The sequence below is a fragment of the Paenibacillus algicola genome (genome assembly GCF_005577435.1).
Classification (GTDB): domain Bacteria; phylum Bacillota; class Bacilli; order Paenibacillales; family Paenibacillaceae; genus Paenibacillus_AQ; species Paenibacillus_AQ algicola.
Genome location: NZ_CP040396.1, coordinates 4,247,372 through 4,263,937, shown reverse-complemented (window position 1 = coordinate 4,263,937; position 16,566 = coordinate 4,247,372). Strand labels below are relative to the sequence as shown.

The 16,566-nt window shown below is 56.6% G+C and carries 15 protein-coding genes; 9 read left to right on the top strand and 6 right to left on the bottom strand.

The genetic code is table 11. From position 1 onward, the window contains the following. Positions 1–50 precede the first annotated feature (50 nt). The gene (locus E6C60_RS19860; protein WP_325053169.1) at positions 51–2,510 is read left to right on the top strand and encodes a heavy metal translocating P-type ATPase; all 2,460 of its coding nucleotides are present in this window, start codon (positions 51–53) and stop codon (positions 2,508–2,510) included. Positions 2,511–2,632: 122 nt separating this feature from the next. Here the strand turns inward: E6C60_RS19860 and E6C60_RS19855 are convergent, their stop codons facing one another. After that, positions 2,633–3,679, bottom strand: a complete 1,047-nt coding sequence (locus E6C60_RS19855; RefSeq protein WP_138227384.1) for an LLM class flavin-dependent oxidoreductase — start codon at positions 3,677–3,679, stop codon at positions 2,633–2,635. Positions 3,680–3,914: 235 nt separating this feature from the next. On the opposite strand from E6C60_RS19855, the gene E6C60_RS19850 reads away from it, so the two are divergent. Together E6C60_RS19850 and E6C60_RS19845 are read left to right on the top strand one after the other, a co-directional pair. Beyond that, complete coding sequence (locus E6C60_RS19850; protein ID WP_397332035.1) at positions 3,915–4,673, top strand: threonine/serine exporter family protein; 759 nt, start codon at positions 3,915–3,917, stop codon at positions 4,671–4,673. A 62-nt stretch (positions 4,674–4,735) separates the two neighbouring features. After that, the gene (locus E6C60_RS19845) at positions 4,736–5,194 is read left to right on the top strand and encodes a threonine/serine exporter family protein (RefSeq protein WP_138227383.1); all 459 of its coding nucleotides are present in this window, start codon (positions 4,736–4,738) and stop codon (positions 5,192–5,194) included. Positions 5,195–5,217: 23 nt separating this feature from the next. On the opposite strand, the gene E6C60_RS19840 is transcribed toward E6C60_RS19845, so the two are convergent. Continuing rightward, positions 5,218–6,108, bottom strand: coding sequence for a class I SAM-dependent methyltransferase (locus E6C60_RS19840; RefSeq protein WP_138227382.1), 891 nt, complete (start codon positions 6,106–6,108; stop codon positions 5,218–5,220). A gap of 246 nt (positions 6,109–6,354) precedes the next feature. Between E6C60_RS19840 and E6C60_RS21045 the strand changes: the two genes are divergently transcribed. Together E6C60_RS21045 and E6C60_RS19835 are read left to right on the top strand one after the other, a co-directional pair. Next, on the top strand, positions 6,355–6,516 hold the full coding sequence (locus E6C60_RS21045) for a hypothetical protein (RefSeq protein ID WP_175415370.1): 162 nt from the start codon (positions 6,355–6,357) through the stop codon (positions 6,514–6,516). Positions 6,517–6,659: 143 nt separating this feature from the next. Further along, positions 6,660–7,388, top strand: coding sequence for an HAD family hydrolase (locus E6C60_RS19835; protein ID WP_138227381.1), 729 nt, complete (start codon positions 6,660–6,662; stop codon positions 7,386–7,388). A gap of 53 nt (positions 7,389–7,441) precedes the next feature. Here E6C60_RS19835 and E6C60_RS19830 read toward each other — a convergent pair whose 3' ends face one another. The 3 genes from E6C60_RS19830 to E6C60_RS19820 form a co-directional block, all read right to left on the bottom strand. Further along, positions 7,442–7,918, bottom strand: a complete 477-nt coding sequence (locus E6C60_RS19830; protein WP_138227380.1) for a glutathione peroxidase — start codon at positions 7,916–7,918, stop codon at positions 7,442–7,444. A gap of 240 nt (positions 7,919–8,158) precedes the next feature. Next, positions 8,159–8,338, bottom strand: coding sequence for a CsbD family protein (locus tag E6C60_RS19825; protein ID WP_138227379.1), 180 nt, complete (start codon positions 8,336–8,338; stop codon positions 8,159–8,161). A 124-nt stretch (positions 8,339–8,462) separates the two neighbouring features. Beyond that, positions 8,463–9,935 carry an alpha-amylase gene (locus tag E6C60_RS19820; protein WP_138227920.1) on the bottom strand — a complete coding sequence of 491 codons (1,473 nt, stop codon included), beginning with the start codon at positions 9,933–9,935 and terminating at the stop codon, positions 8,463–8,465. A gap of 614 nt (positions 9,936–10,549) precedes the next feature. Between E6C60_RS19820 and E6C60_RS19815 the strand changes: the two genes are divergently transcribed. Beyond that, positions 10,550–11,254: a Na-translocating system protein MpsC family protein gene (locus E6C60_RS19815; protein WP_138227378.1), complete on the top strand. Its 705-nt coding sequence runs from the start codon at positions 10,550–10,552 to the stop codon at positions 11,252–11,254. Between the two features lie 177 nt (positions 11,255–11,431). Next, on the top strand, positions 11,432–13,501 hold the full coding sequence (locus E6C60_RS19810) for a putative bifunctional diguanylate cyclase/phosphodiesterase (RefSeq protein WP_175415369.1): 2,070 nt from the start codon (positions 11,432–11,434) through the stop codon (positions 13,499–13,501). Positions 13,502–13,570: 69 nt separating this feature from the next. Here the strand turns inward: E6C60_RS19810 and E6C60_RS19805 are convergent, their stop codons facing one another. Then, complete coding sequence (locus E6C60_RS19805; RefSeq protein ID WP_233281074.1) at positions 13,571–14,545, bottom strand: YeiH family protein; 975 nt, start codon at positions 14,543–14,545, stop codon at positions 13,571–13,573. A 236-nt stretch (positions 14,546–14,781) separates the two neighbouring features. Between E6C60_RS19805 and E6C60_RS19800 the strand changes: the two genes are divergently transcribed. Next, complete coding sequence (locus E6C60_RS19800) at positions 14,782–15,666, top strand: LysR family transcriptional regulator (RefSeq protein ID WP_138227375.1); 885 nt, start codon at positions 14,782–14,784, stop codon at positions 15,664–15,666. Between the two features lie 124 nt (positions 15,667–15,790). Then, positions 15,791–16,513, top strand: a complete 723-nt coding sequence (locus tag E6C60_RS19795; protein WP_233281073.1) for an HNH endonuclease — start codon at positions 15,791–15,793, stop codon at positions 16,511–16,513. Positions 16,514–16,566: the final 53 nt, after the last annotated feature.

Sequence of the window (16,566 nt, the reverse complement as noted above, 5' to 3'; positions counted from 1 at the left end):
TGCTGTAACAGTATGCGCAAGAAGAACCAATACGCACGGAAGAGGTGTACATGATGGAACCAACAACAGGACAGAGTCAGGGAGACCGCCCGGGACTGAAGAAGGCAACACTCCAGCTGACCGGAATGACCTGTGCCGCTTGCGCCAGCCGAATCGAAAAAGGCCTGGGGCGGATGAAGGGCGTGCAGGAGGCCAGTGTGAACTTTGCGCTGGAGCGCGCGTCCGTACAATATGACCCCGAGGCCGTAACCCCGAAGGACATGGTTCAAAATATCGAAAAGCTGGGCTACGGCACGCTGAAGGAATCGGGAGATCTGTCGCTGACCGGAATGACCTGTGCAGCGTGCGCCGCCCGCATTGAGAAGGGGGTAGGCCGCCTGCCAGGGGTAGACCGGGCGACGGTGAATTTCGCGCTGGAGTCTCTGCATGTGGAATACAACCCGGCGGAGGTAAGCATTCCGGATATTCAGGCCCGGGTGCAGAAGCTCGGCTATGGAGCGGAGCCCAAGGCGGCCGCGGAAGAGGCCTCTCGCCACCGTCAGGATGTCATCCAGCGGCAGAAGCAACGGCTGCTTCTCTCTGGCCTGCTGTCTTTGCCCCTGCTGTGGGCCATGGTGAGCCATTTCTCGCTGACGTCCTGGATCTGGATGCCGGATCTGTTCATGAATCCGTGGTTTCAGCTGCTGCTGGCTACGCCGGTGCAGTTTTATATCGGGGGGCCGTTTTATGTTGGGGCTTATAAGGCGCTGCGCAGCAAGAGTGCCAATATGGATGTGCTGGTGGCGCTGGGCACGTCGGCGGCCTATTTCTATAGCCTGTACTTGACGCTGCAATGGGCGTTCGCCGGTGCACCGGGCCATCACGGTCCGGACATGTACTATGAGACGAGTGCGATTCTGATTACGCTGGTGCTGCTCGGCAAGCTGTTTGAGGCACTGGCGAAGGGGCGGACGTCAAAAGCGATTCAGAGCCTGATGAGCCTGCAGGCCAAAATGGCAAGGGTCCTTCGCGGCGGAGAGGAGATCTCCATTCCGGCGGAGCAGGTGCAGGTGGGAGATCAGGTTATCGTAAAGCCGGGAGAGATTATTCCCGTAGACGGGGAAGTGCTTGAAGGGGTCTCATCGGTCGATGAATCGATGCTTACCGGAGAAAGCGTTCCCGTGGATAAGCAGGCCGGTGATCCTCTGATTGGTGCGACGGTCAATAAGAACGGGCGCCTGATCATGAAGGCGTCCCGGATTGGCCGCGATACGGCGCTGTCGCGTATTATCCGTGTGGTGGAGGAGGCACAGGGCTCCAAAGCGCCCATTCAGCGGATCGCCGATGTCATCTCGGGCGTGTTCGTCCCGATTGTGGTCGGCATTGCGGTGCTGTCCTTCCTGATCTGGCTGCTGGTCATAGCGCCGGGTGATGTGGCAGCGAGCCTGGAGATTGCCATTGCCGTGCTCGTCATTGCCTGTCCATGTGCACTGGGCCTTGCCACACCGACCTCCATTATGGCCGGCTCGGGCCGGGCAGCGGAGCTCGGGATTCTGTTCAAGGGCGGAGAGCATCTGGAGTCGGCTCATAAGGTGGATACGGTCATGCTGGACAAAACAGGCACCGTGACGAACGGTACACCGGAGCTGACAGATGTGGAGGTGCAGAATTGGCTCAGCGAGGCGGAGTTCCACCGCCTGGTAGGTGCCGCAGAGCGCGGGTCGGAGCATCCGCTGGCGGAGGCCGTGTCCGCCGGGCTGTCGGCGCGCGGAGCGGTATTCAAGGCTGCCGAATCGGTAGAAGCGGTCCCGGGCTACGGCATCTCCGCGCTCGTGGAGGGCCGCCGCGTTCTGGTCGGCACCCGTAAGCTGATGAGCCGTCATGATGTAGATTTCAACGATGTGCTGGAGCGCATGGTGCAGCTGGAGAGCGAGGGCAAGACCGCGATGCTGGCAGCCGTAGACGGGCGGCTGGCCGGGCTCATTGCCGCTGCGGATACAATCAAGGATACATCGCAAGCGGCGGTCGAGCGGCTCAAGAGAATGGGCATTGAGGTTATTCTGATGACCGGGGATAATGAGCGGACGGCGAGAGCGATTGCGAAGCAAGCCGGCATTGATATCGTGCTGGCCGAGGTGCTGCCGGAGGGCAAGGCCGAGGAGGTGCAGAAGCTGCAGCGGCAGGGCCGCAGGGTAGCGATGGTCGGTGACGGCATCAACGATGCACCGGCTTTGGCCGTAGCGGATATCGGCATGGCGATGGGGACCGGGACGGATGTAGCGATGGAGGCCGCAGATATTACGCTGATGAAGGGCGATCTCAACAGCATCCCGGACGCTATGGCCATGAGCCGCCGAACGATGCGCAACATCCGGCAGAATCTGTTCTGGGCGCTGGGATACAATACGCTGGGCATCCCCATTGCCGCAGCGGGGCTGCTGGCACCCTGGGTCGCGGGTGCGGCGATGGCGCTGAGCTCGGTTTCGGTCGTGCTGAACGCGCTGCGGCTGCAGCGCATGAAGAGTAACTAAAGCGACGGCGGGAAGTGCAAGGAGCACTCCTGCCAGTCTGAGCCTGACTCAGCCCATAAACCAAGCAAGCCCCCCTTGTCCCGCAGCGCGGGCTCAAGGGGGGCTTGTCATGTTGAAGATGTTTAGGAAGCGGTCCGGGAGCTGGCAAAGCCCATCTCGGACAGCAGCTCATAGGAGCGCAGGCGCGCCTGATGATCATAAATCGCCGAGGCGACGATGATTTCATCGGCTTGCGTCTGCTCCAGGAACTGCTCCAGCTTTTCGCGGACGGTAGCCGGGCTGCCAATTGCGGAGTAGGTCAGCGTCCGGCTCACAATCGCCCGCTCCTGCAGCGACCACTGATCCTCCATGCTGCTGACCGGAGGCTTCAGCTGACCGGTTTTGCCGCGGATAATGTTCAGGAACTGCTGCTGGCCGGAGGTGGACAAATACTGGGCCTCCTCGTCGGTATCCGCGCAGATGACATTCACGCCGATCATGGCGTAAGGCTTCTCCAGCTCCTCGGAGGGCCGGAATTGACTGCGGTACAGATCCAGGGCGGGCAGCAAATAGTCCGGTGCAAAATGGCTCGCAAACGCAAACGGCAGCCCCAGCTGTGCAGACAGCTGAGCGCTGAAGCCGCTGGAGCCCAGCAGCCAGATCGGTACGTCCAGGCCTTCGCCCGGAACTGCCCGAACCCGCATGGACGACCCGGAGGTGGGCTTGAAGTACGTTCTCAGCTCCCCAAGGCGGTCCGGGAAATCCTGTCCATCACTGCCGGATCCGCGGCGCAGCGCCCGGGAGGTCAGCTGATCCGAGCCGGGCGCCCGGCCGAGGCCCAGATCAATCCGGCCCGGAAACAGCGACTCCAGCGTGCCGAACTGCTCTGCAATGACGAGCGGCGAGTGGTTCGGCAGCATAATGCCGCCAGAGCCGACCCGGATCTGGCTCGTGCCTGCTGCAATATGGCCGATCACGACAGAGGTCGCCGAGCTGGCGACACCCGTCATATTATGGTGCTCCGCCAGCCAAAAGCGGTGGTAGCCCCACTGCTCGGCGTGCTGTGCCAGATCGAGCGAGTTGCGCAGCGAAACGGCGGCTGTGCTGCCCTCTGTAATCATGGACAGATCCAGAATCGAGAGCGGTATATGTTGAAGGGAATGAGATGATGGCTGAGCTTGTTTCTTCATAGAAATTCCTCCTTGTCTAACATAGGGTGTATGGGTATGCCATAAACCATTATACCTCCTGTTATGCAGGAAACCCAAATCTGCGGCATGAAAGCGAGGTCTCAATTAGGTTATACTCATCTTAAAGAATGAAACATGAGGCGGCATCTGCGGCTGTTACATTCAAGAAGCCAAGGCCGCAGGGGAAGACACCCCCGGCGGCCGGGAAGAGCATCAGGAAACGGAGGACACGGGTGTGGAGGAGCTGTTAAGGCGGGAGCATGAGGTGATGAAGGTATGCCTGCTGGCCGGAAAAATCATGCTGGAAAGCGGTGCCGAAACCTACCGCGTGGAGGATACGATGGTTCGCATTGCAGCAGCCTTTGGCTTGGATAACAGCCATAGCTATATGACGCCGACAGGCATTATTTTTTCAATTGAAGAGCCAAGCCATATGACCCGGCTGATCCGGATCGCGAGCCGTACGACGAATCTGTACCGCATCGATCGTGTAAATTCCATCTCCCGGAGCATTCATCTAGGTGAGCTGACCGTGACCGAGGCGTTTCGGGCCCTTCAGGAAACGGAACGGGAGAAGCCCAATTATCCGTCCTGGCTCATGATCCTGATGGCTGCGGTGGTCAGCGGATGCTTTCTGCTCATGTTCAACGGCACCTGGGAGGATGTGCTCCCCGCAGTACTGGCTGGCGGCCTGGGCTACATCACAGCGGTATCTATGGAAAAAGTGGTGCCGGTCCGCTTCTTTGCCGAGTTCTCGGGGGCCCTGATCATTGGCATGACCTCGGTCTGGCTCGTGCGGGCCGGTCTGGGCCGGCATCTGGACCTGATTATGATCAGCTCCGTCATGCCTCTCGTACCGGGGCTAATGATTACGAACGCCATTCGGGATTTGATGGCAGGCCATCTGATCTCCGGCTTGTCCAAAGGCGCGGAGGCATTTATCACCTCCTTCGCGATCGGGGCGGGGATAGCGTTTATGCTTACTTTTTTATGAAGGAATGAGCACCATATCGATGGGAACAGTCGCGCCTGTTTCCAATTACAGGAGGGACCGCCGTGGAGATTCATCACGCACTGCAGCATGTACTGGCGAGCTTTATCGCCTCCGCCGGCTTCGGCATTTTGTTTAACGCTCCCCGCAGGGCCCTGCTGCAATGCGGGGCGGCCGGGGCGGCCGGGTGGATGCTGTACATCTGGCTGCAAGAGCTGGAGGTGCTGCCGGTCACGGCTACGGTCGTGGCAGCCTTTTGGGTGACGATCATCAGTCACTATTTCGCCAAGGTGTACCGGACGCCGATTATCGTCTTCAGTGTATCCGGGATCATTCCGCTGGTGCCTGGAGGGCTCGCGTATGATGCGCTCCGGCATGTCGCCATGAATCAATATGACCAGGCGGTGTCCCTGGGCGCTCAGGCGTTCATGATCTCCGGCGCGATCGGTCTGGGGCTGGTGCTGGCCGAGGTTACGAACCAGCTGATCCGCAAATGGCTGCCGACCCGTTACCTGGGGAGGTAAGGGAGGACAGCCATTCATTGGAGCTATTTCACGCCGATCCGCATCCGGTAGCTAAGCAGGACGCTTTCTTCCCTATCGGCAAAATGGCGCTGGATCAGCTCCTGGAACGCGGCAATATCACCGTCCAGGTCGGTTAAGCCGAGGCGCAGCACCGCCTGTACGCCGCCCTGACTCAAGGCAAGGCCGAGGTAGCGCTCTGCGGTGCAGGGCTCCTGGTGGTGAAATACGACTTCCTTTGCGAAGCGGAAGCGGCCGCTTGCCTGGATCTGCTGCAGATGCCCCTCCTTGCTCCACTTGTGGGCCTGGGCCTCTTTCTCCACATGACGGTCCAGCAGCTGATCGGCTTTCCTGATGAGCTGTACATAAGCCTGCTCCACCTCCCAATGCAGCAGTGGCGGCCAGTCACAGTCATAGGCAGCGAAGAGGCCGCCCTCTGTCAGGATGCGGGCGGCTTCCTCCAGGGTGCTGCCGGGGTCCATCCAATGAAAGGATTGGGAGCAGGTCACGATGTCTGCCGAGCTTGCCGGCAGGCCGGTCTGATTGGAATATCCCGGCCGGAACGAGAGGTGACTGGCGCCGGACTGCTCCAGCTTCTGCTCGGCAATACTGCGCATGTCTCGGCTTGGCTCAATGCCAATGACTTGCTGTGCAGCCTCCTTCCAGGCGAAGGTGGACAGTCCGGTCCCACAGCCAAGATCGACAACGAGCCGCGGGGCATGGCCCAGATCGCGGGTCAGGAGATGGATGACCAGGGGCGGGGCTTCGGGCCGGTGTCGGTCATACAGGCTCTGAAAGCCGGAGAAGCGCTCAATGTTGCTGATCACATTGCCTTCAGGAACAAGAGAAGGGGAGTCCCCTGTAGTGCCCGGTCCAGTGCAGCCTGCGCCGCTGGGACCTTGATTAGGGTCGGTCATAATATCATCATCCCCCTTAATAAATGGTAATATCGAAAGCCCAATATTCCCCCGTTTACTGTCCCATTTGATCAAATAGGTACATTGCGCCGAAGAAACTACGCTGAAAGTTAGTGATGGGTATAGGACCGCGTTTCTTGACGGAACCTTCAGACACCTATGCTTTGCCCGAGACTGCTCTGATGAAGTAATTAAAAAAGGTGCTCAAGCAACTTCAACCTAATAAATCCAAAAGGAGGTTTTAAATTGAAACGTAGAGTGCCATTTGGTTTATTGATTCTAGCTATGGCAATGGGTGGTTTTTTTGTGACTCAACTTGAGAATGATAGATTTAAACTCATTTATTCAGCTTTAGGAATCTTGGTTATTGTAACAAGTTACTTTCTATTTTTTAAAAAGAAAGGATAGTTTAAAATCACTGCTCTCAAGAAAACGGAAAAAGCGAGAAGAGGAACGCTCCCGTCATATACTGCTTTAAATGCCGTTGAGCTTGAGCCAACAAAAGTTTCATATTTCTATGTACAAGTGCACATAACAATTAGGAGGAAAACATGACAGAAGCAGTCCAAGCTGTATTTTTTGACGTAGATGATACGCTCTATGACCATTTGACGCCCTTTAAGGAGGCTGTGCGGGAGGTTGTCCGGCCAGAAGCCGGATTCCCGTATGAAGAGGCATATCATTTGCTGCGCTACTATAGCGACAAGCTGTCTGTAGAGCTCGGGGGTGCTGGCTCCGCCGATTACAGCCGTGGACTGAAGCGGCTCCGAACAGAGCGCTTTCAGAAGACGCTGGAGCACTTTGGAATCCCGGTCGGAAAGCGCGATGCAGAAGAGCTGCAGGCCGCTTACCTGGCCCGGCAATATCATATAGAAATGTTTGCCGGGGCCAGGGAGCTCCTGCGGCAGCTGGTCAACGCCGGCTATACGGTCGGCGTCATCACGAACGGGCCGCTGCAGCACCAGATGAACAAGGTCGCCGCGATGCGGCTGGCCGAGGTACTGCCTCCAGAATCCATCTTCGTCTCCGGCGGCGTAGGCTGGGACAAGCCGGACCCGCGCATCTTTCAGCATGTGAATGAGGTCACCGGGACGCTGCCAGGAAGCAGCCTCTTTGTCGGCGACTCCTGGCGCAACGATGTGGTCGGTGCCCTGGAAGCCGGCTGGCAGACGATCTGGTTCAATCACCGGAACGCCAAGCCGGAATCCCAGCATCTCCCGCACTACACCGCATCCAGCTTTAAAGAGGTGGAGCGGATTCTGAGCCGGCTGCTTCCCTGAAGGTCCGGCTCACTCCTGTCAGGGCCCTGGCATTCTAGAAGCTGAAGCTGGAACTAGAGCAGCTTCTCGATGTGGCTCTTGATCTTCTCCGGCGTATCCGTAGGGGCAAAGCGGCTGACGACCTTGCCATTGCGGTCCACCAGAAACTTGGTGAAGTTCCATTTGATCGCCTTGGTGCCCAAGGCGCCGGGAGCTTCTCCTGCCAGGTATTTATACAGGGGATGGGCGCTGTCCCCGTTCACATCAATCTTCGAGAAGAGCGGGAAGGTCACGCCATGATTAATCCGGCACGCCTCAGCAATGTCAGCGTCCTTCTCCAGTTCCTGATTCATAAACTGGCTGCTTGGAAAGCCCAGCACCGCAAGCCCCTGATCCTTGTAGTTCTGATGTAACTGCTCCAGTCCGTCAAACTGTGGAGCGAAGCCGCATTTGGTCGCCGTGTTGACGATGAGCAGCACTTTTCCCTTGTAGGCCTCCAGAGCCTGGGTTTCCCCTGTAATGGATTTAACCTCATATTGATAAATGGACATGCATATATCCTCCTTCAATGAATGTAAATGAGTGCAGCGCTTGCGTTCATTTCTATCATATCACGCGGAACAGCGCCATGAGAAATCCCCGGCTTTACGCTCAAGATGGGCAGGTTCATCTATAGAGAAAACACGGTGCCAAGCTTACACCAAAAAGACACCTTCAACCCTTAGGGCATGCTGCCCGCAGGAGTTGAAGGTGTCTTTGGTATGATCCGGCCGGATTCTGTTAAATGAAGCTTAGTGTCTGTCTTTGAACTCGCCGACCTTTTCCTGGGCTTCGCCCTTGGCTTTATCCTTCTTGCCTTCGGCCTGCAGAGAGTGGTCGTCGGTCGCATTGCCGATCTGATCCTTGATTTCGCCTTTAGCTTTATTTACACCACTCTTGACCTTATCGCTCATTCCGTTATGATCACTCATGTGTAACAGCTCCTTTACGAAGTAGGATACCAGAGTATTACCCGGGAGCGGAGGGTTCTAAACTTCACGACGGCTAGGCGAAGTCACGACCGCTCTTCCGGCGGCCGCAGGCTTGCAAGGGGGCCTATTCCGCCTTTACGTCCTGCTCTGGAAGGGCCCAGACGGACACACTGCCCCCGTTCACCGGGAATTCCGCGTTGCCGTCCTCTCCAATTGTGATACGCTCCTGGCGGGTGTTCGTCAGATCGAGCCAGACCTCTCCCGCCCGATGCGCGCCCACCTGCATCACCTTGCTGCCTTCCTCGTGATTGGAAATGACGACAGCGCAGCCAGAGCGCGGAAGTTCCTCCACGCCGCGGCGCACCCAGCCGATCAGCCCGGGCTGGTCGAAATAATCATCCTGCTGGCCGTATGCCTTGTGCTGCCGTGCATACAGCAGCGGATCAATCGCTTCCTTCTTGCCCGGAATCGGCTGTTCGCCGCCAATACCGTAATAATCGCCGTAGAAGACGACCGGGTATCCATCCTGGCGCAGCAGGATGAGGGCGTAGGCGCTCTGCTTGAACCAGTCCTGGACCCAGGACTGCAGCGATTCCTGCGGCTGGGAGTCATGATTGTCTACAAAGGTTACGGCATGCAGCGGGTGGGACTGCACGAGCGTATCATCAAAAATAGTTCGCAGATCAAAATCCGCTCCTGCCTCTGATGCGGCCTGCAGCTTGTAATGAAGTGAGACGTCAAACAGGTCGATATTATAATCCACGGTGTCCAGGAAATTGCGGCATACCTCCAGCTCCGGATTCCAGAATTCGCCGACGATGTAGAAGTCCTCGCCGAACTCTTTTTTCATCACAGATGCAAATTCCTTAATGAAGTTATGGTTAATATGCTTGATCGCATCCAGGCGGAAGCCTCCGCAGCGCAGCGTTTCTGCAAGCCACTTGCCCCAGGCAAGCATCTCTTTCTGAACGTCCGGGTGATTGTAGTCAATATTGGCGAACATGAGATAGTCGTAATTGCCGAATTCATGATCTACCTGATCGCTCCACGTTTTGTGGTCGCCGACAATCCGGAAGATCCCGGTCTTCTTGCCCGCCTCGTCATAATCGGTTCCGTTAAAATGGGTATAGTCCCACTTGAAGGAGGAATACGTGTCACCGCGCCCCGGGAAGGTGAACTTTGTCCAGCCCTCGATTTCGAAAGGCTTGGAGATTTCCTTGTTGCGGTCCTGCTCGTCCACCTGGACGACCTGAAAGCGCTCCTTCTCATCAGCCCCAGCCTTATGGTTCATGACCAGATCGACATAGACGTTGATCCCCTGCTCCCGGCAAGCATCGATGGCCGAGATCAGCTCGTCCTTCGTGCCGTATTTGGTAGCGACCCCGCCCTTTTGGTCAAATTCGCCGAGGTCGTACAGATCATATACGCCGTAGCCATTGTCCTCCGGAGACTGGGCTTTCGTTACGGGTGGTACCCAGACCGTGTCGATGCCCGCCTCCTTTAGCTCGGCAGCAGCCTCCTGCAGCCGTTTCCAGTGAGATCCATCCGCGGCAACATGCCACTCAAAAAACTGCATAATCGTATGATTTCTTTGCACCATCTTCATCTCCCCTGGAATGATCCTTCATTATGTAGGCACCCCGCATGCCTGCCTGGGTCCAATTCCAATTACCCATGGACGTGAGGAGTCCAAACGGCCGTGCTGCATCATCTTCGGCTGATGGTTTTAACATGCCCTTTTTACCCGTATAAAAGCCGCTCGCAAGTCCTTTTCACCCAAAGGCGGCATCAGACAATAGACTCTTTTTTCCACTGATAGTGTATGCTATAATGGGTTCAGCTTAAGTGTGAAGGATATGGTCAACAAGGCTGATTCCATATCGCAGCGATCTTGCAGCAGGCAGCTCTCATTTCATTGTGTAAGGCTATGACTTCCAGAATGAATGAGAATGAGTGAATATATATCCAGGTAAATGGGTGAATCTATCCCTCATGGGGTAAAAGTCACTTTCATGGCCTAACTTTCGATCGGGAGAGTTAGGTCATTTTTTATTTCCAATATATTCTAAAATATTCTCTGCGCCATGCAGCCAAATAACCTGAGTCTGCCGCTTAAATTTAGCTATACGTCAGGAGGGGTCTGAGCATTCGTTCAAGAATGGTGCCTGTCTTATTGGGAGAGGGCCGGTGCTATGGAGCGAGTCGTCATTCATGAATCAGTCTATACATCAATTACAGCAGCTTATTGCTAGCTATACGGGAAAGGTCCTGAGAGAACGCTTTGGAAAAGGACCGGAATCCGTCATTGTATCCATGGGCGGGCAGTATATTACTATTTATCTTCGAAACTTTTTGACGCCATCCGAACGAGTGCTGCTGCAGCAGGACCATACACACATCGTCTATCAGACGAGAGAAAGACTGATGGAGCTGGTGCTTCCGGAGGTCAGTGCCTATATTGCGCAGGTGACCGGGAGCCAGCCTGAGGAAATGTATTACGACTGGGCTCTGCATCATCATTCCGGCATGATCACCGCCATTTGCCTGGAGACCTTCACTGAAGAGGTGGACCTCAACGAGCAGTTTGACAAAAAAGCCGAGCTGGAGCAGGAAATTATTCTGATCAGCGGTCAGTCCCGGCGGAATCCGGAGCAGCTCCAATCTTTTGAAATGAATAATCGCACGCTCTTATTTATTCGTGAGGGCATTTTGGTGCCGATTGAGAAGGAGTTCATCCGTTTGGGGCACGGGGAGCTGCTAAAGAGTGTAAAGCGGAATATGGAGAAGCAGTATTTGTATCAGCAGGGTCTGTTTGAGCCGATCCTGAATCGCCGAATCCTGGATATTTTCGTCGATTGGGATTATGATTTCAACAAAAGCATCATTGTGATGGTCACTTCTCCGCGCAGTTTATAATGTCGTTAGGTTGCATTGCCAGCCGCCAGCCTGCTCTCGGGTATACGCCCCTTGCAGGTCGGGCGGCTTTCTTACTTTTCTTTCCGGTGTGGTTCTATTATACTAGGTCACAAGAAGTATAAAAGAAGAAGGCATGTCTGAATATGTAAAGTGAATCACATGCCGATGGAGCTAAATATGATGCATGAACATTACGATGGATGGATTGTCCTCTTATCGGTTCTGATTTCAGTCGGGGCTTCTTTTCTGGGCTTGAATATTGCCAGCAGGGTATACCGGGCGAGCGGGCTTCAAAAGCTGTTATGGCTGTTCGGCGGCTCCACGATTATGGGGCTGGGCATCTGGTCGATGCATTTTATCGGAATGCTCGCTTTCCATTCCGCTCAGGCGCTGGCCTATGATCCGGCCCTGACCCTGTTGTCTGCCGTGATCAGCTGTATCGGCGCCTTCGTAGCCTTTTATTTGGCTACACATAGCCGAACAGGGATGCCGGGCATGTGGATTGGAGGCGTCAGCATGGCACTGGCTGTACTGATGATGCATTTTATCGGCATGGCTGCCATGAGAATGGATGCCCAGATGACCTTTGATCCCCTGCTTACGGGAATTTCGGTCCTGATCGCTTTCGCTGCATCCTTTACTGCGCTGATGCTGTTCCGCAAATTCCGCTACTCCATCCGCTTCAGCTACTGGAAGGTGAACAGCGCCCTGCTTATGGGGGCCGGAGTATCCGGAATGCATTATACGGGGATGGCTGCAGCGCAGTTCACGCCTCATCAGGGCCCGGCTGACCTGACAGATTCCGGCTATATTACCTTTTTGCTTATTCTGATCTCGGCAGCAGCTACCGTTATTCTTATGGTCACGATGGGGGCGCTGTTCTATGAACGTCATCTGCTGGAGAAAATGGCGTATCACGATTCACTGACTGCCTTGCCGAACCGCAATGGCATGATGCGCTATACAGACAGCAGCCTCGACAGGCACTGGAGAGGAGCGGTGCTGTTCATCGACCTTGACCGCTTCAAGTCGGTCAATGACCTGTACGGCCATGACATCGGCGATATGCTGCTGCAGGTCATTGCAGACCGTTTCCGGGAAGCAGCGGGACAGCAGGCTCTGGTCTACCGCCTGGGCGGCGATGAATTTGTGGCACTGGTGCCACAGGCGAACCGAGAGCGGGCGGGCCAGCTGGCGGATCGTTTCATCTCTACAATACATAAACCGGTGCTGGTGGAGGGCTACAAGCTGATGGTGTCCGGCAGCATTGGCATCAGTATGGCTCCCGAGCATGGCCAGGAACGCAATGTTCTGCTGCGTGCGGCAGATACCGCCATGTATCACGTCAAGAAGACCGGCAAGGACCGGTACAGCTTCTTCGACGATCAGATGGCACAGGAGCAGGCGCGCCGGCTGAGGCTGGAACGGGATTTACAGCTGGCGCTGCACCGCTCGGAGCTGAGGATTGTATATCAGCCGAAATGGGATGCACGCTATGACCGGTTAGCCGGCATGGAAGCGCTCCTGCGCTGGGAGCACCCGGAGCTGGGTTCGATTTCACCTGGCGAATTCATCCCGATTGCCGAAGAGAACGGTGTCATCCTGACCATTACGGCCTGGATGCTGAACGAGGTATGCCTGCAGAATGCCGCCTGGCAGAAGGCCGGCCTCGCCGCAGTTCCTGTCTCCGTGAACATTTCGAGCCATGTGCTGGACAGCTTCCTGATGGTCAGCATGATTGACCGGGCGCTGCAGGACTCCGGACTGCCGGCCTCCGCCCTGGAGCTGGAGATTAAGGAGTCGGTTGCGATGAGCAATCTGGAGCAGAGCATCGAGCAGCTTGGACGGCTGCAGAGCCGCGGGGTCCGCATCTCCATGGACGATTTCGGCACGGGATATTCCTCGCTGGGCCGGATCGGGGACATTCCGTTCCACACCTTGAAGATCGACCGTTCCTTTATTCAGCAGAGCAGCCTGTTCTTTAAGCAGGCCATCATCCGCAACATGGTGGCGATCGCGGGCAACCTGAATCTGGGCATTATCGCCGAGGGCGTAGAGACGAAGGAACAGGCCGAGTTTCTTATGACCACAGGCTGTTATCAGATGCAGGGATTTTATTTTGGTGTCCCTATGGCCGCAGATTCCATGGATGAGTGGCTGCATGGAGGGGGCGCGGCAGGACGCCTCGCGGCTGCCGGAGTGGCGGCCGCAGGCCTCGAAGCGGCGGCTGCCATGCGTCAGGCTTAAGAGCAGATTATGCCCTGCCGGCGGCGTGTGCCGGCAGGGCTTTTGATGTCAAGAGCAGATGGCAGGGGCTCAGACCATCCAGAAGGTGATGATCGAGAGCAGCACAGAGGAGAGCAGCATGGCAGCCAGCGGGCGCCAGGCCCGGGTCAGACTGCGCAGATGGATCTGCAGGCCGAAGCCTGCCATGGCCATCGCGAGCAGGAAGGAGGCCGCAGCCCCCGCGAAATCCTTCACAGCCTCCGGGATGAGCGGCTGGCCTGAAGGGGCCAGGCTTCCAGCCAGGCTGAAGGCGGCGAACCCCAGCAGAAACCAGGGGAAGGCCGGCCGCTTCGCGGTTTCATTCCCGCCTTCTCTCCGCATCCAGGCGAGGAGTACAAAGCACAGCGGCAGCAGCAGAAACACCCGGCCCAGCTTGGCCATCAGGCCGGCCGTCAAGGCCTCCTCCCCTGCCGGTGCTGACGCCAAGGCGACCTGAGCCAGCTCATGCAGGCTGAGCCCGGCCCAGATGCCGTATTCCAGGCTATCCAGCGGCAGCAAGGGCTGTGCAAGTGTGTATACGACAGCAAACAGCGTGCCAACGAATGCGATCATGCCTGCTCCCAGAGCGGTGTCCTCCTCCTTGGCATTCAGGATTGGTGCGGCTGCCGCAATGGCCGCAGCACCGCAGACACCGGTGCCGATGCCTAGCAGAAGAGACAGGGAGCTCTCTGCCTTCAGCCATTTGGCCGCATACCAGGTTAATGTAATGCCCAGGAGGACGACGGCAGCGCCCCGGAGCAGCATCCCGGGCCCCTCGCTGAACAGTGTTCCCATGTCCAGCTTCAGCCCGCAGAGCATAATGGCAAGCCGGAGAAGATTCTTGGAAGTAAACTGAATGCCGGGCCGCAGGCTTTCCGGATACCCCAGCAGCTGCCGGTACAGGGCGGCAAGCAGGATTCCCCAGGTTAGAGGTCCCAGCAGCTGGAGCGCCGGAATCCATGACAGCAGCTGACCGCATAGGGCCAGTGCGGCTGTGAACAGGACACCGGCACCGATGAATAACATCTGCCTGCGGGCAGGCAGGCGAGAGAGCCTCATTAAACGGTGGATCTTTGATTTTGGGCGAGAAGAGGAAGAGATCTCAGGAATCATAAGCAATAAGCCTCCAGTTAGTAAAAAATGATGCCGTAGCTCCATGGTAGCCCCTGACTTGAGATAAGAAAAATAAATTGTTATGATCATCACGATAAGTAAACTCTTATAGTAAGAATTGCAGAATGATGTAAAGGGGCTGGCCCGGGATGGATCAAGCGCTGGAGGTATTGGTTGCCGTCATTGAGAAGAAGAATTTTACCCGTGCCGCAGAGGAGCTCAGCATGACGCAGCCTGCGGTCAGCCAGTATATCCGCTCCCTGGAGCAGTCGCTGGGAGCCAAGCTGCTGGAGCGAAGTAATAAATATGTCCGGCCTACTCATGCAGGAGATATTGTCTACCATCACGCCAAATCCATTCTCGGCACCTATACGGCCATGCAGTCCCTGGTGGATGACGTTATGAACCGGGCCGGGGGCGAGCTGGCAATCGGTGCCAGCTATACGTTTGGCGAATATGTCCTGCCGCGCCTGCTGGCCCGGCTGAAGCAGCAATATCCGCTCGTCCGTCCCAGCATTCATATTGGCAATACCGATGTCATTGGCGAGATGGTTCTTAACTATGAGATTGATATCGGCATTGTCGAGGGCGAGTACGAGCATGCCAAGCTGCTGGTGAGTCCCTTTGCCCAGGATGAGCTGCAGCTTGTCGTTCCCAATGAACCGAGGTTTCAGGGAAGACGAGAGCTTGAGCTGCAAGAGCTGCTGCAGGAGACCTGGATTTTGCGGGAGAGCGGCTCGGGCACCCGGCGCGCGGCCGAGCGGATGTTTGAGGCGCGCGGTCAGCGACCGCCGTACACGCTGGAGTTTGGGAGCACGCAGCTAATCAAGGAGTCCGTCGAGGCGGGCCTTGGCATTTCACTGCTCTCCCGCTGGGCAGTGCAGAAGGAGCTGCAGCTGGGCTCGCTGCTGCTGGTGCCGCTGCGTGGAGAAGCGGTGGTCAGGCCTTTTTCCTGGATTCTGCACCATACACCTTACCGCACCAAAGCCGTTGATGTATTTCTCGATATGCTGAAATCCCCTCTTCAGGGATAGAAGTTCGCTGGCCGGCGGATTGACGTTTGTGAAAAGGATGGATTTGGGTAATACTTGTCACCATAACAAGTTTGGGGTGAATTCTGCCGGCCTTTTGTCCGGCTTCATGATGAATAATATCCATATGCCAGGAAACAAGCTGACACGGACGCAAAAACGAAGAGCCGCCCGCAAGCGGGCCAAAGCACGGGCTAAAGCTGCGGAGCAGGTGCTGCTGGCCAGCGATGCCGCTGTACAGTCAGCAGCGGAATCCAGCAGCAAGGGCGGGCACAGTGGAGGATCTGGCGGCAATCAAGTGAAAAGGCGCCGCCAATCAGCCGCCCGCCGGGACACCGCCTTGAATGTGCCTCCCGCCGCAAAGACCTCGGCGAAGGGGCGTCCGGCTGCACCGCCGAGGCCTCCCCGGGTGCCGGGGCAGCCGGACCCGTATGATGCTGCGCGCCTGGTGCCGACCCGGGCCGGCTTTATACGGATGCGGGGCCGCACCGACAAGAACCGCCGCTGGCAGCAGGATATTGATCCGCAGCTCGCGGAAATCCTGGTGAATGAAAGCGCAGCGGTCGTCGTCAACCGGAATACCATCCGCCGCTTATATACGAACAAGGGCTTTCGCAAATATATTTTGGAGCGCGATGCATACCAGTGTTATTTTTGCGGAAACTATGGAAACACGATTGATCACCTCCTGCCCCGGGCAAAGGGCGGGCATACGACACCGGTGAATTGTGTCTGCGCTTGTATGGATTGCAATCAATCCAAGGCAGATCAGCATCTGGAGGATTTCATCAGAAGCAAGCCGCTGGAGGATGGGGAGAAGCCTTCAGGCAGTCAATTTCACGGCATGTGACTAAAAGCGAAGAGAATAGGGAAAATTGTTGTTAGCATGCTCATCGTGGTCAG

Coding starts and splice junctions, on each gene's coding strand:
- E6C60_RS19860 (WP_325053169.1), top strand. CDS start 51: ATGATGGAACCAACAACAGGACAGAGTCAGGGAGACCGCCCGGGACTG.
- E6C60_RS19855 (WP_138227384.1), bottom strand. CDS start 3,679: ATGAAGAAACAAGCTCAGCCATCATCTCATTCCCTTCAACATATACCG.
- E6C60_RS19840 (WP_138227382.1), bottom strand. CDS start 6,108: ATGACCGACCCTAATCAAGGTCCCAGCGGCGCAGGCTGCACTGGACCG.
- E6C60_RS19835 (WP_138227381.1), top strand. CDS start 6,660: ATGACAGAAGCAGTCCAAGCTGTATTTTTTGACGTAGATGATACGCTC.
- E6C60_RS19830 (WP_138227380.1), bottom strand. CDS start 7,918: ATGTCCATTTATCAATATGAGGTTAAATCCATTACAGGGGAAACCCAG.
- E6C60_RS19825 (WP_138227379.1), bottom strand. CDS start 8,338: ATGAGTGATCATAACGGAATGAGCGATAAGGTCAAGAGTGGTGTAAAT.
- E6C60_RS19815 (WP_138227378.1), top strand. CDS start 10,550: ATGAATCAGTCTATACATCAATTACAGCAGCTTATTGCTAGCTATACG.
- E6C60_RS19810 (WP_175415369.1), top strand. CDS start 11,432: ATGATGCATGAACATTACGATGGATGGATTGTCCTCTTATCGGTTCTG.
- E6C60_RS19805 (WP_233281074.1), bottom strand. CDS start 14,545: ATGTTATTCATCGGTGCCGGTGTCCTGTTCACAGCCGCACTGGCCCTA.
- E6C60_RS19800 (WP_138227375.1), top strand. CDS start 14,782: ATGGATCAAGCGCTGGAGGTATTGGTTGCCGTCATTGAGAAGAAGAAT.
- E6C60_RS19795 (WP_233281073.1), top strand. CDS start 15,791: ATGCCAGGAAACAAGCTGACACGGACGCAAAAACGAAGAGCCGCCCGC.